Below are 24814 nucleotides of genomic sequence, written 5' to 3'. Positions count from 1 at the left end.
GGCCCGGTCGGCTCCTCCGGCGCCGGCACCCGGTGGACGCCCGTGGCCGGTAGCGGAGTCACAGGTGGCGGACGTGGGTGAGCAGCGCGTCGAGGAACCGGTCCGGCTGGGTGAAGGCGGCGAAGTGGCTGGCGTCCCCGATCAGCACCAGCGCCTTGGTCGGCGCCTGCACCTCGGCGTAGTACTCCTGGGCCAGGGTGGTCAGGGTCAGCACGTCGGTTGAGCCCTGGAAGAGGAAGAACGGCACCTCGAACCGGGTCCCGTAACGCCGCGCGTCGTACGACATGAACTGCTCGAACAGCACCCGCTGCGAGTACGCGAAGCCGGAGGCGAGGTGGACAACATCGCGCAGGGAATGGGTCGGTGAGGTCAACGCGAGCGGGAACAGCAGCTTGGTGACCGCGTTCGGTTCGACCGGATCGGTCTTCATGGTCCAGTTCATCTTCCTGCCCCAGGTGCTCAGGTCCCACCGGGACGGGTCGGGGTCGATTCGCTCCAGGATCGCGACCGCCCTGGTGTTGCCGGCGGCCCGCAGCCGGTCGAGGGTCAACCGCAGCCCCTGCGCCTCGTTGCGGGCCATGTCCACGTAGTGGTCGGTGCCGACGTAGGCGCTGAACAGGTCGGGGCGGCGCTGGACGAGCGGGATCCCGACCAGGGTCCCCATCGACCCGGCCAGCAGGATCACCCTGTCCTTGCGCAGGTGCCGGCGCAGGAACTCGACCACCTCGATCCCGTCCTCGACCATCCGGTCGAAGGTCATCTCCCCGCTGCCCGACCTGCCGTTACGCCCCAGGGTCTTGCCCGCACCGCGGCGGTCCCAGTGGACCACCGTGAAATGCCGCTCCCACGAGCGCAGCAACGGCGTGAAGACCGAGTACGGCGACCCCGGCCCGCCGTGCACCACCAGCAGCACCGGGTTGTCCCGGTCCTCGCCACGGATGCCGATCCACTGGTCGATCCCGCCGATCCGGACGAACCGCTCCTCGGCAATGCCGTTGGGTGTGTTGATGGTCAGCTTCGCCCCGCCCCGGCGCCGCAGCACCGTACGGTAGGCCAGGCCCCCGACGACCGGTACGGCGACGGCGGCGGCGGCGCAGGCCAGGATGGTTCCGATCATTGTGAGCTCCCGGAATCGTGGTGTGTGCAGCCATCGTTCGTCCGGAAACGGGCCGGGCCCAGGGTGCGTTGTCACCCCGGTTGGCGGTTCATAGGTCTGGCAGGACCAGGCTCGGGCCACCGGGACGAGTCGATACTGGACGGCATGGATCCCCGTGCGGAGTTGAGTGAGTTCCTGCGGTCCCGCCGCGCACGGCTGCGGCCCGAGGACACCGGCCTGCCGGTCTTCGGCGGCCGGCGCCGGGTGCCGGGGCTGCGCCGCGAGGAACTGGCCCAGTTGGCCGGGGTCAGCGTCGACTACTACGTACGCCTGGAACAGGGCAGGCTGGGCAACGTCTCCGAGTCGATCCTGAACGCCGTCGCGGTCGCCCTGCGCCTCGACGACGCCGAGCGCACGCACCTGTACAACCTCGCCCGGCCTGCCCAACGCCATCGGCCGCAGCAGCGACACAGTGGCAACCGGGAGCAGGTCCGCCCGAGCCAGCAGTGGCTGCTCGACGCCCTGTACGAGGTCCCGGCGTACATCCTCGGGCGGCGGCTGGACGTCATCGCCTGGAACGACCAGGCCAGCGCTCTGCTCTCGGTCGACCTCGACGCGCTCGCCCCCGAGGAGCGCAACATGGCCCGGCTGATTTTCCTCGACGAAACCGCCCGCGACCTGTGGGGCAACTGGACCCAGAAGGCACGGGACACCCTGGGCGGCCTACGGATGCACGCCGGCCTGTTCCCGGACGATCCGCTGATGGCGCAGCTCGTCGGCGAGCTGTCGTTGAAGAGCACGGAGTTCCGGCAGTGGTGGGCGGATCACGACGTCTGGGTGAAGCCGCACGGCACCATGCACTTCCACCATCCGATCGTCGGCGAGTTCAGCCTCGCGTACGAGGCGCTCGCGGTGCCGGACGCCCCCGAACAGACTTTGGTCACGTACACCGCGCAGCCGGGCTCCGCCGCCCACACCGCCCTGCGGCTGCTCGCCACCTGGCACGCCGACTCCCGCGACCGCCAGAAGGCCCCACCGATGTCCGAGCCTTCCTGACGCTCCGACGAACGGCATGACAGAGCGCACCCGCCGGGTCCGCCGGGCGCGCTCGTGTTTGTCGTACGCCCTCAGCTCGTCCTGCTGGACGCCCGGATGAAGCCGGTCCACGCCTCGGGGGAGAAGTGGGCGGCCGGGTACGGCCAGGCCGCCGCACCGCAGATTTCCGAATGCGATCAGTTTGATACCGGCTGCGTGAAGGTCTGGTGACCGATCGTGCGGGGCGTCGATACGCTGGAGGTTTCCGCGCACTCACTCCAGCTTCGAGTTGAGGACGGGCAGATGACTCCCACTTCCGCGCCACCCACTTACCGGTCCCTGGCCACCAGTGTCGCGGTGCTCCTCACGCTCGCCCTTGCCGCAGCGGCCGGCTGCCAGAGTCAGCAGGACCCCAAACTGGAGTCGGTGCAGGAGAAGCTCAAGCAGACCCACATCTACCAGCAGGGCAAGCTCCGGGTCGGAGTGGCCGGCACCGAGCCGCTGATGGGCGAGGTAGAAAACGGTGTCTACAAGGGATTCGACATCGAAATCGCACGCTACATCGCCTCGTCGCTGGGGTACTCCGCGGAGGATATCGAGTTCAAGGCGGTCGAGACCGAAAACCGTATCCCCAGGCTGCAGGGTGGCGACGTCGACCTGGTGGTGTCCAGCTTCTCCATCACGGAGGAGCGGGAGAAGCTGGTCAGCTTTGCCGGACCGTACTTCGTCACCACCCAGGAGGTGCTCATCCCGGTGGCAATGAAGGGGAAGATCCAGACCATCGAGGATCTGCGCAACCCCGCGTACCGGGTCTGCACCAGCGGCGGTTCGACCAGTGAGGAGGAACTGGAGCGGCACAAGGTTTCGCCCCTGGTGGTGATGACGACCAACGACTGCGTCACCGGAATCCGGGCCGGCCGGTACGACGCGATGAGTTCCGACGAGACCATTCTCGCCGGGTTCATGTCCCGCTATCCGAAGGAGTTCGAGATCGTGGGCATGCCGTTCGGCACCAGCGAACGGCTGGGCATCGGCGTACCGATCACCGATCCGGCGCTGCGCGATCTGGTCGCCTACTTCCTGCAGAAGAGCTACCTGGCCGGCCGCAACGGCGGTAGCAGCCCGTGGCGTACGGCGTACAACAGGACCCTCGGGCCCTGGCTTGGCGCGGACCGGAACCAGCCGGCGCCGGAGAAGGTGCCGGACCTGATCGACTTCGACGAGCGGTCGCCGCGATGACCCGCGCGGTCTCGGACCAACCGGTGGCCGCCGACCCGGGGGCGGACGGCGCGACGGCGACGGCCGGATCCTGGGCCGGGCCGCCGAGGGATGACCCCGAACGCCGCGCGCGGGCCAGCCAGTCCTTCTGGGCCGTGGCGGTCGGCGCACCTGCCATCTTCTCGGTACTCCGCCTCGGCGTCGAAGCCGGTGGCGAGTTGCAGACCACCTTGCTGCTGGTCGCCAACGTCGGGCCGGTCAACCTGGTCGCGGCGTTCGTCACCACCGCCACCCGACTGGTGTCCACCGCCCTGGTGGCCGTGTTCGCGATCGGCGCGGTGCTGGCGGTCAGCGCCGACCGCGAACCGAACGGGCGGCTCGGCCGGCGCCGGCCGATCTTCGCCCGCTGGGCCGACGTCGCACCGGTCTGGTTCGTGATCGCCTGCTTCGGCCTGGCGCTGGTCACCTGGCAGGTGCTCTACCTGCCGCTGCTCCTGCCGGCGCTCGCCGCCACGTTCCAACTCGACCCGGTACGCCTGTTCGAGCACCGCGTCATCCGGGCTCTGGTCATCGGGGCGGGCCTGCTGGCGTACTCCTGGTTGGTGTTCCCGACCACCTGGAACGCCCTCGAACAGGGCGAGTACGTCGTGGCCCTGCTCTTCACCGTGCCCCCGCTGGTGGCGCTGTTCGTCGCCGGCCCGATCCTGCCCTCGATCGCCCGGCTTCTCGCGTCCGTCGGCCAGGCTGCGGCGCTGGTCATGCTGGTCTGGGCGGCGGTGCCGGTGATCACGACGCCGGTGCTGCCGCTCACCGTCACGACCGTCGAGGACACCGGAGGCACAGACGAGGACATCCGTGGTCACGTGATCAGCGTGGACGACGTGAACGTGGTGATCCTCCAGGAGCGCGGCGGGGTCCGGTACGTCCCGGTCGACCGGGTCGCGTCGCAGGTGCTCTGCCCAACGGAGGAGGAGCTACCCCGCTACCGACTGCGGGTACGCGACTTCCACATCGAGGACTCACTGCTGGTCGGCCTCGGGCGGTTCGTACGCCCCCAGGCCCCGATCGACGCCGCCTGCCGAATCATCCCCTGAACTTCTCGGCTGGACGGGGTGGTTGGTGTGCTGTCAGGAATCGCTGGCCTGCGCAACCGCCCGTGACTACTGCACCTCACGGCGCAGTAAAGCCACGCCGCAGGACAGCAGGATTCCCAGTGCGACCAGCCCGATCCGGAGCCAGGGAACGTCCCGGGTGGGCTTCACCCCGATCGACACCGACACGCCCAGCGTACCGATGACGATCAGGCAGATGAGTACGCTCAGCACGCGATATACCACGCCATACTCTGACCACCAGGCCCAGGTGCCGAACAGGGCGGCGGTGAGCATGAGCAGATTCAGCAAGATCAGCGAGAATGCGAGCTGTCCCCGTGCCCAAGCAGTCACGGCTTTGCATCCTCTGCGGCTTCGGGGAGGACTGTATCGGTGTGGTCCGAATGAACCGTTGCATCCGTGTCGGCATCCTGGAGCTCGCGCGCCTGCCGCTCGATTTCGGCGCGCTCGGTTGCCGTCAGGTCGCCCTGCCGGGTCAACGACTCGGTGAACGCGTCTCCGAGGGCCTGCCCATGCCACGAGTGGGCGGCTGCGGCACGGAGACCGGCCTCGTCCGTGAGCACGGTCCGTGCCAGCGACCCGAGTGGGTCGTCCTTGCCTCGGTTCCGGGCGAGCGTAGACAGGACCGCGCGGGCCAGTGGTTGCTGGGTGATGTCCTCGGTCATGGTTTATCCCTGGTATCCGGCGGGGTGCTGATACGGCTTCAGATCCGAGAGTTGGGTGACTCCGAGACCGGCGTCGATCATCGCAATTGCACCCGCAATGGTCTTGAAGATCGTCTCGGCGTTGCCGTAGACCTTTGAAATGTCCTTGTACAGGTCGTAGGCCTGCCAGGCGTAGTAGGCCGCGATGCTGTAGCCGGCGACTGCTCCAATGCCGGTCTCGATCGTCGCCGTGCCGACCACGGCCGCAAGGTTCACGATTATGAGCAGGTCGAGCAGTTTCGCAATCAGTCCGCTGACCACGGCGAAGAGCTGCTTGGCCGCCTCGGCCGCCTGTATGTAGAGATCGGCGTACTGGTCGCAGGCCGAGTGCAGCGCCATCGTTGATGCACCGAGAGCGAGCTGGAACTCCTGCTCGGCCTCCGCGGCGTTGCCGCGCCACACACCGGACACGTCCGCCGTCCCGCTGGTCAGGTTACGACCGGTGTCCTGCATCGCGTTGCCGACGATCCGCCAAGCGGCGGCGCAGTGCACGTACGATTTCCAGTCGCCGCTGAAGGTCTTGGCCCAGCCCTCGAACGGGTCGTGACCGAACAGCCAGACGCTGACCTGGCGTAGCCAGGACGCCGGACTGACCAGGTCCGTCAGTGGGTTGATCTGCCACATCTCGATGCTGGTCGCGTAGCTGGGCGAGACAAGGTGACGGGCGGGCGCGGCAACGTCGGAAAAGGGCGGGACCTCGGCAGCGGGCCAGAGATCGGGACGCCCGGTGGCCAGCGTGCCCCGTACCTCGGCGGGATCACACGCGCCCGGATAGCTTTGGTCCAGTCTTGCGGAGGCCGATGTATCCGATGCCGCGTAGTCCCGCTGCGCCTGATTGATCTGGGTGGCGGCAGCCCTGGTCAGGGTCTCGAGCCGCTCCAAACTCGCCGTGACGCGCCCGTACGCGACCTGGTGTGGGCCGGCGAAGAGGAAGAGTATTCCTTCCTGGTCGAACTCCAGTTCGCAGTGCTTTCTTGCATAGGCGAGTGTGTCGCTCGCGTCGCCGGATGCTCGGTGGAGCAGGTTGTACAGGCCGTTGAGGCCGGCTGGGTCCACATAGAAGCCGCTCATGTTCCCCCGTCGAACGTCGGTCGGCACCTCGCGGCACAGTAATAGCCGGCGATCAGGAGAGTCAACGCCCCGTCGCCTTCGGTAACCGATCCGACAGGACGAGCGAGCCCTCGCCGACCGGCCATCCGGCGCGGGCGATTGTCCCGGCCGATCGGGACTGCTGTCACTGATGAACCGGGACGTTTCTGGGGTGTCCTTCTACTCGGCACAGATCGAGGGAAGGGGTCCAGTTGCGGTACAGACCAGGGACCGTACGCGCCATCGCGTCCGTCCTCATGACGACGACCGGGCGCGGGGGGTGGACGCGGTGAGGGACGGCTTCCTGCTGTTTCCGTTCTCGCCAGCCGATCAGGGGCGGATCGACCCCACGTCGATCGGCGTCACGGACGTCGGCTACGCGCCGGCGCCGGTGGCCGGACAGCCGTACCCGCAGGCCATGCGGCTGGCGTTCCGGCTGACCGCCGGCAGCCCCGTACCGCAGGTCCGGCCGCTCTTTCCCGGGGCGTTGCGGTTCATCCCCGACCCGATGGCTCCGGGGGTCACCCCGGCGCCGGACGACGTCGAGTTCACCGGGACCGCGTACGCCGGGTGGCGCACCCTCGGCATGCTCCGGCTGACCGTGGACCCGGCGGCCCAGCAGGCCATGGGTGAACTCGACCCGGATCTGGCGGTGCTGCCGAACGTCCTCTGGTACGGACCGGTGCGCATCACCCAGGAGTTTCTGTTCACCACCCTGCGTACGGGGCTGCGTGCGGCGCGGTTGGGCGGCACCCCGTCGATCCCGCCGAACGATCCGCGCTGGGCGAAACACGCGGTGGCGGCGTTCCTCGGCGGACGCTACGAGCCGATCATCAGGGCCGGCGCCACGGCGGCCACCGACGACCGGATCGCGCACCCGATGCCGACTGTGCACCCAACCGGTGCGCAGCATGACGTCACGCTGCTGGTCACCGCGGCGACCCGGCAATCGCCGAAGGACGGGCCCCGGGAGCGGTTCAACGTACTCAGTGCGGGGCTGGACGAGGACGATCCGGCGCACAGCGCCAACGGTGCCGTACCCGCCCGGCACGTGTACCGGGTGCTGCGCCAGCATCTGACGAACGCCGCCACCGGTACGGCCGTACCCGATGCGGTACTGGCCACCGGCGGATCCGCGCCGGTCTACCACGCACTGCGCTGCACCCGTACCTGGCAGCCGGTGGCCGAGTGTTCGGTCCACTTTCCGGCGCAGCGGATCTCCGTCGCCGATCCGGCGGGCAATTCGCTGGCCGTCCAACGCCTCCCGGCCCACGGGGTCTTCTTCTGGTCGTACCCGGCTGACGCGCCCGTACGGGATGTGCGGGTCTCCATCGCCGGAGGGATGCGCTGGATCGACGGGGCGACCGCCGACGTGTGGCGGCAGCCGGCCGCAACGGTGGCGCTCGCGTACGACCTTGCGGTCACGCCGTCGCCGCACCTGCAACTGCGCCTACCGATGGGCGAGGCGATGCTGACCGAGCCCCGGGACGCTCCGGGCGGCGGCAGGTGCACCTACATGTCGATGCGGCGGTCGGTACGGGCGCTGACCGACAACCGGATCTGCGGCGGCCGGTTGAACTTCGGCCGGGGCGTCACCGGGCCGCGAACCCGCCAGCTCATGGACGACGCCTGGGCCGGCACCCCGGCACACGCGGGGATCCTGCGCAACAACCAGCCGCTGCCGAACCTTGCACCGGACATCGGCGCGCCGCGACTGGTCCCGGTGCTGCGGGCGTTCTTCCCGGACGAGGTTCCGGCCCAGAACATCGGCGGCAGCACGCACCGCGCGACCGCCTACGACGGCGGTGAGATGGCGTACCGGCTCTGGCAGACGATCATCGGCTCGTTCCACGCGGAGGGGACGAAGCGTAACTTCCCGCCGACCGTCATCGGGCGCGGTGGGCCGGGGGTGCTCGTCGCGACCGGGCTCGCCGCCGGATTCCAGCTCGATCCGGTACGCCGGCCAGGCGAGACCGACAGCGTCTACTTCGACCGGGTGGTGGGCCTCGCCACCGCCGGGATCCGTCCCGGCGCCCTGCTCCAGTTCTGGAACCTCGACACCGACTTCGAGGGCATCAAGGCCACCCAGACCAGCGCAAACGCGCACCCGATGGACTCGTACGGGCACTCGCTGGTGTTCGTCGGGTACGACCGGGACGGCACGGGCGCGGTCACCGGCCTGATCACCATCGACCAGTTCGGCGAGGGAATCCGGACGATCGGGGGCGCCGCGGGCTCGCGGCTCATCGAGTGGGGCGGGGCCGACCAGCAGATCTGGGTCGCCGCCAACTGGGCGGAGTGAGCGGATGTACCAGCCACCAGCCACCAGCCTGCAACGCCCGGCGAGAGCGGAGACTGTCGTGACCATTGACGTCAACGGGCGGGCCCTGCACCCGCTCGGCGAGGCGATCGCCGCCGCGGACTTCCCCCTGTTCGACCTGCTGCCGGCCGGGGCGTTCGACGGGATCTACTACCTGAGCGCGGAAGCCACCGTCGAGAACAAGAACCTGGTTGTCTCGTTCGAACTGGCCTTCGAGGGCGAACTGGCGCTGACCCCGCCGGACAGCGACGTCATCGCGCTGGTCCTCGGCTCCGCCGGGGCCGGGTGGACGGGGGTACGGGCCACCGTCACGCTCGGCGCGGAGCCGTCCATCCTGCTCGAAGACGTCGCCCTGTCGCTGCGGCTGCGTGGTGACGTACTGCGGGATGTGGCGACCGGCGGCCCGGCCAGCATCAGTGTCACCGCCGACCTGCGGGTCTCCCCGGACGGGCTCAGCCTGGAGGGCTTCGGTGGGGCGTCGCTCGCCCCGGCGTACGTGGCCGACACCGAGGTGGTGGTCGAGGCCGACCGGGTCCGGCCGGTATTCGGCGGCATCGACCCGCCTGGTTGGTTGGAGGGCCGCGACGACTTCCGTGGACTGGCCATCGACCGGCTGTCCGTCACGCTGCCCGCCGAGTATCTCGACGCCGACCCCGGCGCCGATCTGCGGCTGGAGCTGGAGCACGCCGCGATCGACGCGGACGGCTTCACCGGCAGGTTCGCCGTGGCCGCCGACCCGCAGCATCCGATCACCGGGCGGCTGTTCGGCCTCCCGTTCCGGTTCCGCGCGTTCGCCCTGGAGATCGACCGCAACGCCGTACGCGTCGCCCGGCTCGCCGTCGACCTGCGGTTGGCGGCGCTGGAGCAGTCCGATCAGGAGAAGTGGGTCAGCGTCGAGGTCGGATTCGCCGCCGGCCGCAAGCTCAGCGCCGCCCTCTCGGCCGCACAACCACCTGGTACGTCCACCGACCCGGCCGCGCTGGTCTCCGTCGAGGCGGCCGGGGTGGCCCGGATCGGCCTGCGGGCGATGCGGTTGGAGGCGACCGACGGGGTGGTGGTCCTGCTCTTCTCCGGTGCGGTGACCGTCCTGGTCGGCGCGGGGGCGATCGGCTGGCCCCGGCTGGAGTTCGACGAGTTCGGCATCGGCTCCGACGGGCGGCTGATCCTGCCGGCGGACGGGATCCGGTTGCGGGGCGTACTCGCCGCCGCGTTGGGGCCGGTCAAGTTGCTGGCCGAGGGGATCGGCATGGGCAGTAACGCGGCCGGCACCGCGCTCGCGCTCAAGCCGCCGACCAGTGTCGGGATGTCGCTGGCGGCGGGACCGGTTGCCGGCGGCGGTTACCTCTTCGTCGACGAGGCCGCCGGCCAGTACGCCGGTGCCCTGAGCCTGCAGTTCGAAGCGGTCGCGGTGACCGCGGTGGGGGTCCTGGCGACCAGGAATCCCGACGGTTCACCGGTCCGGATGCCGGACGGCAGCGACGGCTTCTCCCTACTGGTTCTCGTGTCGGCCGAGTTCACCCCGATCCAGCTCGGCTTCGGGTTCACCCTCAACGGTGTCGGCGGGCTGTTCGGCGTACACCGGACGGTCAACGTCGAGGCGTTGCGCGCCGGTGTGCGTACCGGGTCGCTGAACGCGCTGATGTTCCCGAACGACCCGGTGGGTCGGGCCGCCGAGGTCGTGGCGACCGCAGGTTCGGTCTTCCCGGTCGCGGTCGGCCGTTACGTCCTCGGCCCGATGGCCCGCCTCGGGTGGGGTACGCCCACCCTGCTCACCTTTGACCTCGGGCTGGTGCTCGAACTGCCGGCGCCGATGCGCTTGGTGGTGCTGGGACGGCTGCGGATGGCCCTGCCGGACGACAAACATCCCCTCGTCAAGATCAATATGGACGTGCTCGGTGTCATCGACTTCGACGCCGGGGAGGCGTCGATCGACGCCTCGCTCTACGACTCCCAGGTGGTCGGCTTCCCGATCAGCGGGGACATGGCGATGCGGATGTCGTGGGGCGACCGGCCGTCGTTCGCCCTGTCGGCGGGCGGCTTCAACCCGAGGTTCCAACCGCCGCCGAACTTCCCGGCGCTGCGCCGCCTCGCCATCGCGCTGTCCGAACGGAACAACCCGAGGCTGCGGCTGGAGGCGTACCTCGCGTTGACCTCCAACACCGTCCAGTTCGGCGCCCGGCTGGAGGTGTACGCCGAAGCCGCCGGCTTCAACGTCGCCGGGATGCTCTCCTTCGACGCCCTGCTGCAACTGGCGCCGCTCGGTTTCATCGCCGACATCGCCGCCGCCGTCGCACTGCGCCGGGGCAGCCGGGAGCTGATGGCGGTCTCGCTCCAGGTCACGCTCAGCGGGCCACGTCCGTGGCGAGCCCGGGGCAAGGCCAGGTTCAAGGTCCTGTTCGTCAGCGCGTCGGTCGCCTTCGACGTGTCGATCGGGTCGCGTACGCCACCGCCGTTGCCCACCCCGTTCGACGTCGGAGGCGAGCTGGCCCAGGCCCTCGGCGACCCCCGCAACTGGACCGCCCAGCTCCCGCCACGGGACGAGGCGCTGGTGACCCTGCGCCGGATCGACGGCGCCGACCGACAACTGCTGGCCCACCCGCTCGGCGCCATCGCGGTCACCCAGCAGGTCGCACCGCTCGGCCTGGACATCAACCGGTACGGCACCTCACCCGTCACCCGGGCGGGAGTCTTCACCATCGAGTCGGTCCGGTTCGGTGACGCCGGTGGCAGCGCCGGCAAGGCGACGTACGAGCACTTCGCGCGGGCGCAGTTCCAGGACCTGACCGACGACGAGAAACTATCGACGCCGTCGTTCGAGCTGATGGAGGCGGGTCGCAGCTTCGGCGCACCCGAGGTGAAATTCGACGACGCCCCGCCACCGCCGCTGCCGCTGGGCTACCTGGAGCCGATCATCGTCGACCGGCCGGATTCCGTCGACCGGGCGAAATCCGCCGCCCGGCCCGGAGTCGGCGACCGGGCCGAATCTGTCGGCCGGATCCGGCGGGTCGGGCCTGCGGTGATCCGGCCGGTGGACGGGCCGACGCTGCTGCGGCTGTCGCGTACCAGCCCGGCCGCGCTGGCGCGGACCCGGACGACCGGGCGGGCCGCGTACCGCACCGGAGCGGGGCCGCTGGTGCGTTTCATCGAGCCGGTCACCGGTTCGCCCACATCCGAGGAGGCACGCCGGTGACGGCGCAACTGCACTTTCTGGCCTACGTCCGGCAGGGGCTGGCCGCGGCCGGCGTGGCGCCGGACCCGATCGTGTCGGACATCCCGGCCCGGCAACCGATCCAGGTCGGCGTACGGCTGACCGACCACGAGGAGGAGCACTTCGACGTGCGGCTCTACGGCCCCGGCGACGTACGCGGGGTCGACACCCGGCAGGTGATCCGGATGGACCCGCCGCCCGGTGCGCACGACTTCGAACCGAACAACCTGGTCACGATCGAGTTCGACCGGCCCGACTTCCCATGGCTGTTCACCCCCGCTGGCAAGGGCGACCGGCAACGGTTACGCCCCTGGCTGTTCCTGGTGGTGGTCCCGGTCGCCGACTCCGAGCTGCGTACGGACACCGGCGCGCCGCTGCCCGTACTGGAGTGTGACCGGGCCGACCTGCCCGACCTCGCCGAGTCGTGGGCCTGGGCCCACGCCCAGGTCGCCACCGCCGACGACACCGACACCGTCGCCTCGGTGCTGGCCGGTGACCCGGCCCGGACCCTGTCCCGGCTGATCAGCCCGCGCCGGCTCGCCTCCGGTGTCACCTACCGGGCGTGCCTGGTCCCCGCCTTCGAACCGGGCCGGCTCGCCGGACTCGGCCTGGACGTCGACGACACCGCCGCCCTCGGCCCGGCCTGGCGCACCGGCGAGGGCGCTGCACCACCGCTGCCGGTCTACCACTCCTGGGAGTTCTCCACCAGCGACGACGGCGACTTCCAGTTGCTCGCCAGCCGGCTGGAGCCACGGGCCCTCGGCACCGACGTCGGGCTGCGCCCGGTGTGGATCGGCCGGTCCGGGATGCCGGACCTGGATCCGGCCGTACCCACGGTCAGCCTCGGCGTCGAGGGCGCGCTGCGCGGCGCGACGACCATGCCGAGCCGGTGGGCGGCCGAGTCCCGGGAACCGGTCCAGGCGCTGCTGCGCGAGCTGATCACCGACACCGGCACCCGGCTCGGGCCACCGCTCTACGGCGGCCACTACGCGGAGCGGGACCGGATCCCCGGTGACTCCGAAGCCCCGCACTGGCTGCGTGAACTGAACCTCGACCCCCGGCACCGGATCGCCGCCGCACTCGGCACCCGGGTCGTACGCGAACAGCAGGAAACCCTGATGGCCGCCGCCTGGGAGCAGGCCGCCGAGGTCCAGCGGGCCAACGAGGCGCTGCGCCAGGCCCAGCTCGCCGCGGAGGCGAGCCGGTCGACGTACGAGCGGCGGATCGTGGCCGGGGCGGCATCGGTGGCCGGCGCGGCCGTGCCGTCGACGGACGCCGGCCCGCTCCCGCCCGGCCGGCTGCTCCAGGTCAGCGGCTCCGTCCTGGACTCGGTGACCGTCACCCCGCGCAGCAAGAAGCGCATCGGCGACGAACTGGGGCACAACCCGACGGCGGCGGCGACCCTGTCGACCACCTTCCGCCGGATCGCCCGCCCGCACGGGCCGGTCGCCCGCCGGGTCGGCGCCAACGCCCTCGACGGGCTGGTCGAAGCGGCCGGCGAAAACCAGGTACGGGCCACCCCGCCGCAACGCGAACCCGCCGGCACGGTGCTGTTCGACACCGTCGCCGGCCCCGACAACGTCTCCTTCGACCGGATCGACGCGCAGGTCGACGACAACGCCCGGTGGTGGCACTGGCCACCGCCGGCCAGCGCGACCGTCGCAGCGAACCCGGCGCACCCGCAGACCGAGCCCGCACCGGTCGCGCCGAGGCTGCCACCGGAGAACCCGGAGTGGCCGCCGGAGGACCCCGACTGGCCCCCGGAGGACCCCGACTGGCCCCCGCCGCCCCCGCCCCCACCGCCGCCGCCGGTCGAGCCGCTGCCGGTGTCGTACCCGGACAGCGGCCCGCTGCCGGCGGGTGTCCCGGGCCAACCGACCGGGCTGCCGGCGGCCGTGCTGAGCGGACCCGGTCCGGTGCTCGACGGCCTCCGCACGTACGTCAGCAGCGGCGACGGGCGACTCTTCGAGCTGTACCACGACGGTGGACGCTGGCTCTGGTCCGACCACGGCACCCCGCCGGGCACCCAGGCCGCCGGGGTCGAACCCGGCGCGGCCATGGACGGCGGGCGGCGGTTCTTCGTCGCCTCGGTCCAGGGCGCCCTGTTCGAGCACTACTGGGAGAGCGACCGTTGGCTGTGGCGCAAGCACCCGTCACCGCCGAACACCTACGGCCTCGGCAGCGCCCCGTCCCTGGTGCTGAACAACCAGAGCCTGTTCGTCGCCGAAACCATGAACGGCAACACCAACAGCAAGGTCGGCCGGCTCTGGGAACGCCGCCGCGACGGCAACCAGTGGAGCTGGGTCGACCACGGCAACCCCGGTGGCACCGAAAGGATCACCGCCAATCCGGGAGCGGCACACGGCAGCACCCGGTTCTTCGTCGTCACCGACGCCGGCAACCTGTGGGAACGGGGCTGGAACGGCACCCGCTGGCTCTGGATCGCGCACGGCCGCCCGGCCGACACCGTGGTCGCCGACCTTGGCCCGTCCGTCGGTACGACCAGCGTGTTCGTGAAGACCCGCGACGGCCGGCTGTTCGAACGGATCTGGTCCGGTACCGGCGCCTCCTGGCAGGACCACGGCAGGCCCTCCGGTGTCGACCTGGCCAACATGACGTACGCGCTGATGCAGGTCGGGGAGGAGACGTCGCTCTTCGTCGGCGGAGTCGACGGCGGACTGCACCAGCGACGCCGGGTCGGTGCCTCCGGGGCGTGGGAGTGGCGCAACCTCGGCACCCCGCCCGGCACCAGGGTCATGCAGCCGCCGGGTGCGGTGATGGCGTCCCGGCCGGTGCTCTTCGTCAGTGCCAGCGACGGGCGCGTCCACCCCGTACGCAAGGACGGTGACATCTGGCGGTGGGGCGACCCGCTGCCGCTGCTCGACTCCCGAGGGTCAGGACCCGTCAACGCGGAACCTGCGCCCCACATCCGGTGGGCGCTGCCGCTCGGCTTCCTGTCCAACCTCGTCGCGGCCCACGTCGACAACCCGGCCGGCGACAACACCGTCTACCACCGCATCGGCCGTGATCTCGGTTTCGAGGCCGAGGTACGCGGCGGCTGGTCACCGCACCTCGCCAAGCCCGGCGGGATCGGCGCGGAAACCCAGGGGCTGGGCGTCGCGGTCGCCGACATCAAGGGCCGGGGGCAGCAGCTCGACCTGGTCCTGATGTGGGTGGAGAACCCCGCCGGCGCGAACACGATCTGCTACCAGGTGGGCTGGAACCTCGGCCCGACCGGTGAGGTCACCGGCGGTTGGGGACCGGTCCACCGGATCCCGGCCGAGGTCGCCGCCGAGGTGCAGGGCGCCGACCTCGCCCTGGCCGACCTCGACGGCGACGGCCGCCCCGAACTGGTGCTGGCGTACGCGACCGGTGGGGCGAACCCGACGCTCTACTACCGGATCGGCTGGCGGCTCGGGGACCAGGGCGAGATCACCGGGGGCTGGTCGGACTCGGTGCAGGTGCCGTGGGCGACCTCCGGCCCGATCCGGGGCGTCGGCGTGGCCGTCGCCGACCTCGACGACGACCGGATCCCGGACATCGTCGTACTCACCCTCGAACCGCGCGGCGGGCAGACCCGGGCGGTCTACCGGGTCGGTCGGCGGATCAACCCCCGTGGCCAGGTGGTCGGCGGGTGGGCGCCGGAGAAGGAGGCCGGTGGCGACCCGCTGCCGGCCGAGCACCAGGGCGCCGGGATCGCCGTCATCGACGTCACCGGCACCCACCAACCCGATCTGGTGCTGTTCCACGTCGACAGCTCCGGCGCCGAGAACCGCGGCTACTACCGGGTCGGTTGGGACCTCAACCACTTCGGCGTGGCCCGGCGGTGGTCCGCCGACGCCCCGGTCTCCGGCTGGTTCGGCGGGCAGGGGCAGGGGGCGGCGATCACCATCGCCGACCTGAACCCGGCGCTGGTCACGGTCCGCCGGACCATGGGCGACGCGTTCGCCGCCGCCGCCGGCCGCCACCAGACCAAGGTCCTCGCCGCGCAGGACCTGGTGGACGAGCCGGACCCGGACCAGGTGGACGCCGCCGCGATGGCGGCCCGGGTCGCCACCGCCCTGCACCCGGTCGCCGGCATCACCGAGCGGATGACCACCCGGCTGGCCCTGCCCGGTACGGACACCCTCGAATCCCTGGACCAGTTGGTCGTGGTGCCGAGCTTCCCCCGACCGATGTACGAGGCCGTACGCGAACTGTCACCGGAGATCCTCTTCCCCGGTGCGTCCCAGATCCCACCGGAGACCGTCACCCTGCTGCGGGTCAACGCCTCCTTCGTGGAGTCGTTCATGGTCGGGCTCAACTCGGAACTCGCCCGCGAGATGCTCTGGCGGCGTTTCCCGACCGACCCGAGGGCCACCTTCTTCCGCCAGTTCTGGGATGTCCGTTCCGCGTCACCGTCGGTCGGACCGCTCTCCGACCTGCCACCGATCGCCGGCTGGGCCGACGAGAACCAGCTCGGCGAGAACGCCACCGCCGTCGGCGCCGGGGACCTGCTCGTGGTCCTCGTCCGGGGCGAACTGCTGCGGCGCTACCCCGGCACCGAGATCTACGTACAGAAAGCGGAGTACGCACCGGACGGGACCCGGCGGCTGCTGCCGGAAACCCGGGCACCGCAGTTCACCGGCCGGCTCGACCCGGACATGCACTTCTTCGGCCTGCCGCTGAGCGTCTCCGACGCCATCGGCGACAGCGCGAAGGCCGGCTGGTTCGTGGTGTTCCGGCAGCCGCCGGTCGACGCCCGGTTCGGGCTGAACGCGGCACCGAGCGAAGCACCGTACGGAGGCAGCCCCGCCACCTGGTCCGACCTGCACTGGCGGCACCTGTCGGCCAACGAGGCGGCCGACCGGGCGCTGCGGCACGTACGACTCACCGGTGGGCTCGCCGACCTGCGGCTGGACGAGGTCGGGTGGAACCACAACGGTGCCCACCAGGCTCGGATCGTCTACCAGCCACCGGTCCTGGTGGCGGTGCACGCCACCGACATGGTGCCGCCGATCGACGACACCTGGCAGGTGGACGCGATCGTCCGGCGCGCCGACGGGCTGCCGCAGCACCGCATCGTCGCCCTCGCCGGGACCCGCTCCGACGGGACCCCGTGGCGGATGGACACCGACGACGTGATCGCCGCGATCGCCCGGCACGAACGGTTCATGGTCGAACGCCCCGTCGGTGACCGGGTACGCGTACGGGTCTCCCGGACCGGACAGGGGCGCCCGTACCTGACCACGGAGGCCGACGGCGACCTGCCGAACAACCTGCTATCCCTGCCCGAACTGGCCGAGGACGCGTGATGACCGCACCAAACCCCCTGTGGAACCTGCCGACCGAGTGGCCCGTAGCGCTGCTGCCCGTACGCCTGGAGACCCGGTTCGTCGACGTCGGTTCCGGCCGTACGGAGCTGTGGCTGCGGATCCTGCCCGACGTCCTGCACGTCGACACCCACCAGCCGGAACTGACCGACGACGAGGTGGCGTGGGGCCGGCAGTACTGGATCGACGTGTGGCGGGCCGGACGGAAAACGACCGACGAGGTCACCGCCTGGCACCGGTTGTGCCAGCTCGTCGACCCGGAACGGGCCGCCTGGATCGCCCGGGTGATGGAACCGGCACAGACCGGACGACCGGACCGGCCCGTACCCCCGGATCGGCCGCTGCCCCACGACCCGGAGTTCCCACCGGCGCCCGGTGGCGGCGACCCGTGGGACCGGGCACCGGTCGCCCGCGCCCTGCCCAGCCAGTGGCAGGTCACCCTCTGGCGCGACGGCGTGCCCCCGGTGTACGCGCAGTCCGAGCCGGTCACCCGGCCCCTGGTCGTCGGCCCACCGGCCAACCTCGACCTCACCGACGTCGGAAACGACGAGCCGCCCGTGGACGACAACAGCCGCTGGCTGGTCGACTTCCCGGCGGCGGTCGACGCCGGCATGGCGTTGCGCATCCCGCTGCCCCCGGCGATGGCCGAGGGCGGCATTGACCGGCTCCTGGTCTTCGGAGTCGACGACGACCCGGCGGCCGAGGCCGACGGGATCCCCGCCCGGGGTGGTCGGATCCTCGGGGAACTGCTCGACGCCCACTTCCACACCCACGGCCTCAGCTTCGTCGCCCCGGGTACGCCGACGAACAGCACCGCCGGTGCCCGCTCCGGCTACCGGTCCGGAGACCCCGAGTACGCCGACCTGATCCGGGTCGGACACGGCCAGCAGGCACCGCCGCAGGTCGACGCCGACTCACCGGTCACCGCGCTCGCCCTCGGTGTCGCACCCGTCGCCGAGGCCGGGGACCCGCTCCACCTCGCCCGAGGTGCCGCCGCGACCACCTCGCCACGGGCACTGGTCCGAGCCGAGCACCGGCCCGACGGGCCACCCGCCGACCCTGCGCTCGCCGAGGTCTCCCAGTCCGCCGGCGCCCGGCATATGAACACCGTCACCTGGGCGGCCACCTGGGGATACTTCCTCAGCGACCTGCTCACCGGTGTGGTGGGCGAGGACCACATCCGGTACGGCCGGCAGCACTTCGTCGACCACGTACGCGCCGCCGGGCCGGTGCCGACGCTGCGGATCGCCGAACAGCCGTACGGGATCCTGCCGGTGACCGCGTTGAACCGGTGGACCGGCGACGACCCCCGTGACAACACGCTGGTCGAGTTCCTGAGAACGCTCCGGGACCAGGTGTGGAAACCGTCCGCGACCGAGACCGAGGAGAGCACCGGGCTGCCGGGCGTACCCCGCATCGGCGGCCCCGGCGACCCGCGCGAGGTGCTGCTGCGGATCCTCGCCCAGGCACCGCTGGGCCGCGAATGGCGGGTACGCAGCCTCCTCGGCATGGAGTACGTCACCTACCTGTGGCGGTTCCTCCGACTCGACCTCGACGAGGGCTGGCGGGAGCGGCAGGCACTGGCACCGAACCAGCTCCTGACCGACCTGGACCTGCCCTGGCAGCCCCGCGTCGCCAGTGCGGTCTTCGCCGAGGGCGCGCACCGCATCGGCGGGCAGCTGGTGAACCCGCCGGCACCCTCGACCGTGGCCGGTTACCTGGACTGGCTCGGCGACCCGGAACGCACCTGGAACGAACTGCGTGACCGGGCGGAGACCGACGGCACCGCCACCCCGCTGCTCTACCGGATGCTCCGGCAGTCCGCACTGGCCGAGTACGCCACCGGCGCCCGCCGGTTGCAGGCCGCCAGGGCACCGCTGTCGGCTGACGCGTACCGGGATGCCGAACTTGTCGACATCCGCCCGGACCGGGTCAGTTGGCCGCTCTGGCGGCAGCTCGAACGGGTGATCCCGTTGCCGGGCGGCGGATCCAGTGCTGTCGGCGACTACCTGCGGGGCGCGCCGGACAGCGAGCTGAGCGCCTTCCGGGACAGCGCCCGGGCGCTGGCCGCGTACCCGGCCGCCGACCTGGAACGGCTGCTCGCCGAGGCGATCGACCTGAGCTCGTACCGGCTCGACGCGTGGCTGACCTCGTTCGCCACCAAACGGTTGGCCACCATGCGAGCGGCCCGGCCGCGCGGGGTCCACCTCGGCGGCTACGGCTGGGTCGAGAACCTCCGCCCACGCGCGATCACCCCGGAGCCGGTGCTCGACCCGCCGCCGGACGAGGACGGTCAACTGTGGGAGGGCGCGCCGGACGCCGGATACGTACACGCCCCGTCGCTGCCCCAGGCGGTGACCGCCGCCGTGCTCCGGGCCGGTTACCGGGCACACACCGGGACCGGTGACAACCCCCTCGCCGTGGACCTGACCGCGGACCGGGTCCGGCTCGCCGGCTGGTTGCTCGACGGCGTACGCCAGGGCCAGCCGCTGACCGAGCTGCTCGGCTACCGGTTCGAGCGCCAGCTCCAGGACCACCCGAGGGTGCTGGAGCAGTACCTGCCCCGGCTGCGGGAGATCGCACCCGTGCACGTCACCCGGATCGAAACCGACACCCGACCACGGGAGACGGTGGCGGCGACAACCGTGGTGGACGGGCTCGACCTGCACCAACGGTGGCGCGACGGCTCGATCGACTGGGCCGGTGACCCGGCGCTGCCGGATCCGGGCAGCCCCGACCACAACGCCATCGTGACCGTGCTCGGCTCGCTCGGCGAGGCGATCGACGCGGTCGCCGACGCCCTGCTCGCCGAGGGGGTCCACCACGCCGCACAGGGCAACCCGATGCGCAGCGGCGCCACCCTGGACGCCGCGTCGCGCGGCGACGTACCCGCGTCCGAACTGGAGTTTGCCCGGACCCCGCGTACCGGGATGGCGCTGACCCACCGGATCGCGCTGGTGGCGAACAACTGGCCGGACCGGTCGGCGTCGTGGCCGGTCGTTGGGCGCAGCCCCCGCTCGGCGGCAGAACCCCACCTGGAAGCTCTGGTCGCCGGGCTCCTTCCGGCACCCGCGTCGGTGCGCTGCGAGGTCGAATGGGCGGCCGGACAGACGACGCTCACCAGCGAGATCACCCTCGACAGGCTCGGCCGCTGCGCGCTGGACCTGCTCGCCCTCGCCGACGTCGCGGAGCCAACCGCCGACGGCGAACTCGCGGCCCGGATCCTGGACGCCGCCGCCACCGACGGCCCGCCACCGGGCGCCGACGGGACCCGACCCCACCGGGTACGCCCCGGCCGTGCTCCCCAGTGGACGGACAACGTGCTGGGGCTGGAGGAGTTCACCGAGATCGCCCGTGCGGTCCGGGAACTCGTCGGCTCCGCCCGCCCGCTCACCCCAGCCGACCTGGCACCCGGCGGCGACGAACCCGAGAACGGGGTAGCCGACACCGACCTCGCCACCCGCGCCGACACCGCCTCGGCACTGCTCACCCAACTCCACCTCGACCTGACCACGCAGCACCCGGCCGGGCTGGCAGCCGCGCTCGACCTCGCCGCCGGGATCGGGGTGCTCGGTGCGTACGTCGGCCCCGACGCCACTCCGGCGGCACTGCTCGCCCGGGCCCGTACGGTCGCCGCCGAGGTCGGTGCCCGAACCGCCGAACTGACCGCGCTGACCATCAACCGGGGTACGGCCACCGCCGCCGAACTGCGCGACCACGACGTGGCCCGGCTCCGGGCCGTCTTCGGACCGGACTTCCGGGTCCTGCCCAGGTTCACCCTCACCGGCTCGACGGCACTCGCGACCTCGCTCGCGGCGAGCACCGAACTTCAGGGCGGCGACCCGTACGCCGCCACCGACTGGCTCACCGACGCCGCCCCGGTCCGCCCCGGTGCCGACCGCCTGGACGCCGTACGCGGCTACACCCAGGCGGTCCACCCGGACCGGCAGCAGCCGTTGCGGGTCGCCCAACTGCCGTACAGACCGGGGGACCGGTGGCTGGCGCTGAAGTTCACCGGGGAACGGCCGGACGGGGTCGGGCTCTCCCTGGTGGTCGACGCACCCGTCGACCTCGACCCGACCGCGCCGCTGCGCGGACTGATGGTGGACGAATGGGTGGAGGTCCTGCCCAACGACGCCGAGACCACCGGAGTGTCGTTCCACGCCGAAACACCGGGACAGGTCGCCCCACAGGCGATCCTGCTCGCCGTCCCCGCCGACGACGCACCGGTCTGGACCCGCGACGCCCTCGAACAAACCCTGGTCGAAACGCTCGAACTCGCCCCGCTGCGGGCCGTCGACGTCGCCACCCTCGGCGAGGTCGGCCAGTTCCTGCCGGCCCTCTACTTCCCGCTCAACGTCGACGGCGAGACCGCCTCGACCGACTTCACCCGTACCGTTCCGGCGGGCTAAGGAGCAGCACAGATGCCCTCTGTCACCTCGTGGACCCGGATCGAACCGGGATCCCGCAACGACAACCTGGCCCCCGGCCTACAGGCCAGGGTGCACGACCCGCTCTGGCTGCTCGCCCGGCAGTGGCAACTCGGGGAGTTCACCGGCGAGGACGCCGGCTCCCCAGCCTCGGTACGGATCCAGGCGCAGGTCACCCCGGTCACCACCTACCGGCCGTACGGCGGCTCCGAGCAGCCGTACGACCGGGGCCGGCCACTGGAGTCGGTGGTCGAGTCCGGCTCCGGCGGGCAGCTCAACGACCCGCGTACCGCAGCCCGGACCGGTCAACACTTCCTGCGACTGCTCGCCGAACGGCCCGCCCTGGCCGCCCACGGTCAGCTCTTCGCGCAGGCGTACCCGGTGGTTGTCGACGAGGAGCGGTCGGCGGCGCTCGATGAGCGCGGCCGGCGGTGGCTGGCCGTGATGGGTCGGCGGGCGGCGAGCGGCGCCGCACTGCTGCCCGTGCTCCGGGCCCTGGTCGACCACGGCACACCACCGCCCCGGCCGGCGCTGCCGACGTCGATCCTGCCCGACCTGACCGAATGCGCCCGGACCTGGCTGGACTGGCTCGACCGGCTCGATCTGGCCGGAACCGGTCCGGCCACATCACCGCCCGCCTGGCAGGCCGAACGGATGGAGTACCGGTTCGATCTCGCCGCGCCCACCACCGACGGCCCCACCGTCCTGTCCGCCACCGAGTACGACGGCGGCCGGCTCGACTGGCACTCCTTCAGCCACGACACCTCGGCCACCGCCGAACTGCCGGCGGGCGAGGAGACGGAGATCGTGGTCCGGACCGTCCTGCCCGCCCCGGCCAGCTATCCGGGAATGCCGGCGCCACGGTGGTGGGAGTTCGAGGACGCCCGGGTCGACTTCGGCCGGGTCGAGGCCGAACCGACCGACCTGCACCGGCTGCTGCTGGTCGAGTACGCCACCGTCTACAGCAACGACTGGTACCTGCTCCCGCTGACCGTTCCGGTCGCCAGCGTCGTGCAGATCCGCTCCCTGGTCGTCACCGACACCTTCGGCTTCCGCACCCTCGTACGGACCGCCGGGGCCCTGCCCGACGACGGCCGGGACTGGAGCCTGTTCCGGCACACGGTGACCGGCCCCGGCGCCGCGGCGAACCACGGCCGGTCCGACTTCCTGCTGGTCGCCCCGGCCATCGCGGACAGCCTGGACAGCGCCCCGGTGGAGGAGGTCCGGATGTTCCGGGACGAGATCGCCAACGTGGCCTGGGCGGTGGAGACCACGGTCGAGGGTGCCACCGGGCGGCCGTTGCGCCGCCACGAGACCGCCGAACCGGCCGAGCCGTCCCCGCCCGCCGAGGACGACCCCTCCGGCGCCCACTACCGGTTGGCCACCTCGGTGCCGGAGCACTGGTTCCCGCTGCTCCCGGTTGAGCCGACCCGGGGCGCGTACCGGTACCGCCGGGGCGGGGTTCCCCGGCGCCGGGACGGCGAGACGGTGGTGCCCCGGCCGCTCGGTCAACTGCTCGAACCCGACCGTGACCTGCTCATCCACGAGGAGGAGGTGCCGCGCGACGGGCTGCACGTCACCAGGCTCCGGCAGCGGGCCCGCTGGTCGGACGGTTCGACGCACAGCTGGACCGGGCGGCGCAAGCGACCCGGCCGGGGCGAGGGCGCAAGCGGCCTGCTCTTCGACGTGATCACCGACCCCACGGACAACTGAGCATTCACCGGAGGAGGAACCCATGAGTAGCCTCGCCACCGCGGTCGACCCGGACCGGATGTACGAGGACGACGACCCGGAGAGCCGGATCGGGGAGCCGGTCGAGTACGACCTCTACGACCACGCAGAACAGGAACAGCCGACCGATGAGCCGCCCGGCCTGGCGGCGGGATACCACCTGGCGCCGACGTTGAAGGTGCTCCGCGACGAGGTCGACCGCCGGTGGCCGCACCGGGACCGGGCCTCGGACGGTTGGATCGGCGACCCGGCGCACCAGGCCACGACGTCGGACCACAATCCCGACTCGGACAACCGGTCGGTGAACGCGCTGGACATCGACAAGGACGGCATCGACCCGATGCTGGTCGTCCGGATGTGCATCGCCCACCCGTCCACCCAGTACGTCATCTTCGACCGGACGATCTGGAGCCGGACCCGGAAGTTCGCCGCGGCCCGCTACACCGGCAGCAACCCGCACGACAAGCACCTGCACGTGAGTGTCAGCCACACCCGCTCGTTGGAGACCAGCACCCGAGGCTGGGGGATCGCCGACGCCGTGGTGCCGAGGCTCGGCGACCGGGTGCTGCGCAAGGGCAGCGAGGGCAGCGACGTACGCGAGTTGCAGACGCTCGCCAACCGGCTGGGCGCGAAGCTGACGGTGGACGGCGACTTCGGCTCCAAGACCGACACCTGGGTACGGAGCTTCCAGAAGTCACATCGGCTGACCGTGGACGGGGCGGTCGGTGCGCAGACGGTCGCCGCACTGCGGGAGGCGACCAAGCCGGCACCCGCCCCGCAGCCCACCGGCCGGGCACCCGGTTCGCGTACGCTGCGCCGCTCGATGACCGGCGACGACGTGGCGTTCGTGCAGCGGTTCATCGGCGAGCAGCGCTCTGGCCGGCCCACTGGTGTCTTCGACGCGAAAACCGAGGCGGGCGTGCGGTGGTACCAGGGCATGCGCCGGATCGCCGTGGACGGGGTGGTCGGCCCGCAGACCTGGCGACAGATGCAGGTCCGGGTGACGTACTGAGGGCGGGTCGGTGCCGTGGCCGTACGAAGGGCTGCGGCGCCGGCCGCCCGTCCCCAACCGTTGGTGATCTAGGGTCAACGCCGTTCAGTTAAGGCTGGGTGGTTGGGGTCAAGGTGAGGATGTTGATCTCGATGGTGGCTTGGTAGGTGGTGCGGTTGATGTTCGGGCCGCGGGCGTTGTATTTGCTGATGGCGCGTTTGACGATGCGGGCCTTGGTTCGTATGCGCCGGTCGGGCATGAGGGCGGACAGGACCTGGTGGCCTATGACACCGACCAGGTCGATCACGGCGTCGGCGATGACGCCGGTGGCCTGAACGGTGAGGTCGCGGGCGGTGTTCAGGGCGATGGTGAAGCTGGCCCGGTCGGGGTCGGTGCCGGGGCTGCTGTCGGTGGCGTCGACCATCGCGGTGCGGAGCAGTTGGTAGGTGATGAGCAGGGCGTATATTTCCTGTTCGATACCGGTCGGGGTGCGTGATCGTAGGACTCTGCCGTCGAGGATGGTTGATTTCAGTTCCAGGTAGGCGGTCTCGATCTCCCAACGCTGGTG

14 protein-coding genes and 1 pseudogene are annotated in these 24814 nt (G+C 71.4%); 10 read left to right on the top strand and 5 right to left on the bottom strand.

Going from position 1 to position 24814, the window contains the following annotated elements:
- Positions 1 to 58: 58 nt before the first annotated feature.
- On the bottom strand, positions 59 to 1117 hold the full coding sequence (locus tag ACWEFB_RS23240) for an alpha/beta fold hydrolase (RefSeq protein ID WP_452288530.1): 1059 nt from the start codon (positions 1115 to 1117) through the stop codon (positions 59 to 61).
- A gap of 144 nt (positions 1118 to 1261) precedes the next feature.
- Between ACWEFB_RS23240 and ACWEFB_RS23235 the strand changes: the two genes are divergently transcribed.
- The 4 genes from ACWEFB_RS23235 (at position 1262) to ACWEFB_RS23220 (ending at position 4443) form a co-directional block, all read left to right on the top strand.
- A complete protein-coding gene (locus ACWEFB_RS23235; protein ID WP_452288528.1) occupies positions 1262 to 2152 on the top strand; it encodes a helix-turn-helix transcriptional regulator in 891 nt (296 codons plus the stop codon).
- A gap of 54 nt (positions 2153 to 2206) precedes the next feature.
- Positions 2207 to 2362, top strand: coding sequence for a hypothetical protein (locus ACWEFB_RS23230; RefSeq protein WP_452288526.1), 156 nt, complete (start codon positions 2207 to 2209; stop codon positions 2360 to 2362).
- A gap of 72 nt (positions 2363 to 2434) precedes the next feature.
- Positions 2435 to 3370: a transporter substrate-binding domain-containing protein gene (locus ACWEFB_RS23225; RefSeq protein WP_452288524.1), complete on the top strand. Its 936-nt coding sequence runs from the start codon at positions 2435 to 2437 to the stop codon at positions 3368 to 3370.
- Entirely contained in the window at positions 3367 to 4443 is a 1077-nt protein-coding gene (locus tag ACWEFB_RS23220; RefSeq protein ID WP_452288522.1) for a hypothetical protein, read from the top strand. The genes ACWEFB_RS23225 and ACWEFB_RS23220 overlap by 4 nt, the downstream gene beginning before the upstream one ends.
- Before the next feature lie 66 nt (positions 4444 to 4509).
- Here ACWEFB_RS23220 and ACWEFB_RS23215 read toward each other — a convergent pair whose 3' ends face one another.
- From ACWEFB_RS23215 to ACWEFB_RS23205, 3 genes are read right to left on the bottom strand one after another with little or no spacing between them, the layout of a single operon-like run.
- Positions 4510 to 4794, bottom strand: coding sequence for a hypothetical protein (locus ACWEFB_RS23215; RefSeq protein ID WP_452288520.1), 285 nt, complete (start codon positions 4792 to 4794; stop codon positions 4510 to 4512).
- Positions 4791 to 5126, bottom strand: a complete 336-nt coding sequence (locus ACWEFB_RS23210; protein WP_452288518.1) for a hypothetical protein — start codon at positions 5124 to 5126, stop codon at positions 4791 to 4793. The genes ACWEFB_RS23215 and ACWEFB_RS23210 overlap by 4 nt, the downstream gene beginning before the upstream one ends.
- A gap of 3 nt (positions 5127 to 5129) precedes the next feature.
- Positions 5130 to 6236: a hypothetical protein gene (locus tag ACWEFB_RS23205; protein WP_452288516.1), complete on the bottom strand. Its 1107-nt coding sequence runs from the start codon at positions 6234 to 6236 to the stop codon at positions 5130 to 5132.
- A gap of 307 nt (positions 6237 to 6543) precedes the next feature.
- Here ACWEFB_RS23205 and ACWEFB_RS23200 point away from each other — a divergent pair, with 307 nt between their 5' ends.
- The 6 genes from ACWEFB_RS23200 to ACWEFB_RS23175 are packed head-to-tail and all read left to right on the top strand — an operon-like array spanning position 6544 to position 24267.
- The gene (locus tag ACWEFB_RS23200; RefSeq protein ID WP_452288514.1) at positions 6544 to 8556 is read left to right on the top strand and encodes a hypothetical protein; all 2013 of its coding nucleotides are present in this window, start codon (positions 6544 to 6546) and stop codon (positions 8554 to 8556) included.
- A 58-nt stretch (positions 8557 to 8614) separates the two neighbouring features.
- Positions 8615 to 11764, top strand: coding sequence for a DUF6603 domain-containing protein (locus tag ACWEFB_RS23195; RefSeq protein ID WP_452288512.1), 3150 nt, complete (start codon positions 8615 to 8617; stop codon positions 11762 to 11764).
- On the top strand, positions 11761 to 17076 hold the full coding sequence (locus tag ACWEFB_RS23190; RefSeq protein ID WP_452288510.1) for a DUF3892 domain-containing protein: 5316 nt from the start codon (positions 11761 to 11763) through the stop codon (positions 17074 to 17076). Before ACWEFB_RS23195 ends, ACWEFB_RS23190 begins: the two co-directional genes overlap by 4 nt.
- Positions 17076 to 21506, top strand: a complete 4431-nt coding sequence (locus ACWEFB_RS23185; RefSeq protein ID WP_452288508.1) for a hypothetical protein — start codon at positions 17076 to 17078, stop codon at positions 21504 to 21506. Before ACWEFB_RS23190 ends, ACWEFB_RS23185 begins: the two co-directional genes overlap by 1 nt.
- Positions 21507 to 21518: 12 nt before the next feature.
- On the top strand, positions 21519 to 23237 hold the full coding sequence (locus ACWEFB_RS23180; RefSeq protein WP_452288506.1) for a hypothetical protein: 1719 nt from the start codon (positions 21519 to 21521) through the stop codon (positions 23235 to 23237).
- Between the two features lie 22 nt (positions 23238 to 23259).
- Positions 23260 to 24267 (top strand): peptidoglycan-binding domain-containing protein, encoded by a 1008-nt coding sequence (locus ACWEFB_RS23175; protein WP_452288504.1) that lies wholly within the window; start codon positions 23260 to 23262, stop codon positions 24265 to 24267.
- An 88-nt stretch (positions 24268 to 24355) separates the two neighbouring features.
- Here the strand turns inward: ACWEFB_RS23175 and ACWEFB_RS23170 are convergent.
- A pseudogene (locus tag ACWEFB_RS23170) lies at positions 24356 to 24814 on the bottom strand (IS4 family transposase); the annotation flags it as partial.

It is taken from the genome of Micromonospora sp. NPDC004704, from assembly GCF_053601675.1.
Note: the sequence above shows the minus strand (reverse complement) of the source record. Positions and strands in the feature narration are given on the sequence as shown.

Excerpts from the sequence above, each read along its gene's own strand:
- ACWEFB_RS23235 (WP_452288528.1), top strand. The coding sequence starts at position 1,262 with ATGGATCCCCGTGCGGAGTTGAGTGAGTTCCTGCGGTCCCGCCGCGCA.
- ACWEFB_RS23185 (WP_452288508.1), top strand. The coding sequence starts at position 17,076 with ATGACCGCACCAAACCCCCTGTGGAACCTGCCGACCGAGTGGCCCGTA.
- ACWEFB_RS23210 (WP_452288518.1), bottom strand. The coding sequence starts at position 5,126 with ATGACCGAGGACATCACCCAGCAACCACTGGCCCGCGCGGTCCTGTCT.
- ACWEFB_RS23225 (WP_452288524.1), top strand. The coding sequence starts at position 2,435 with ATGACTCCCACTTCCGCGCCACCCACTTACCGGTCCCTGGCCACCAGT.
- ACWEFB_RS23240 (WP_452288530.1), bottom strand. The coding sequence starts at position 1,117 with ATGATCGGAACCATCCTGGCCTGCGCCGCCGCCGCCGTCGCCGTACCG.
- ACWEFB_RS23220 (WP_452288522.1), top strand. The coding sequence starts at position 3,367 with ATGACCCGCGCGGTCTCGGACCAACCGGTGGCCGCCGACCCGGGGGCG.
- ACWEFB_RS23205 (WP_452288516.1), bottom strand. The coding sequence starts at position 6,236 with ATGAGCGGCTTCTATGTGGACCCAGCCGGCCTCAACGGCCTGTACAAC.
- ACWEFB_RS23175 (WP_452288504.1), top strand. The coding sequence starts at position 23,260 with ATGAGTAGCCTCGCCACCGCGGTCGACCCGGACCGGATGTACGAGGAC.
- ACWEFB_RS23180 (WP_452288506.1), top strand. The coding sequence starts at position 21,519 with ATGCCCTCTGTCACCTCGTGGACCCGGATCGAACCGGGATCCCGCAAC.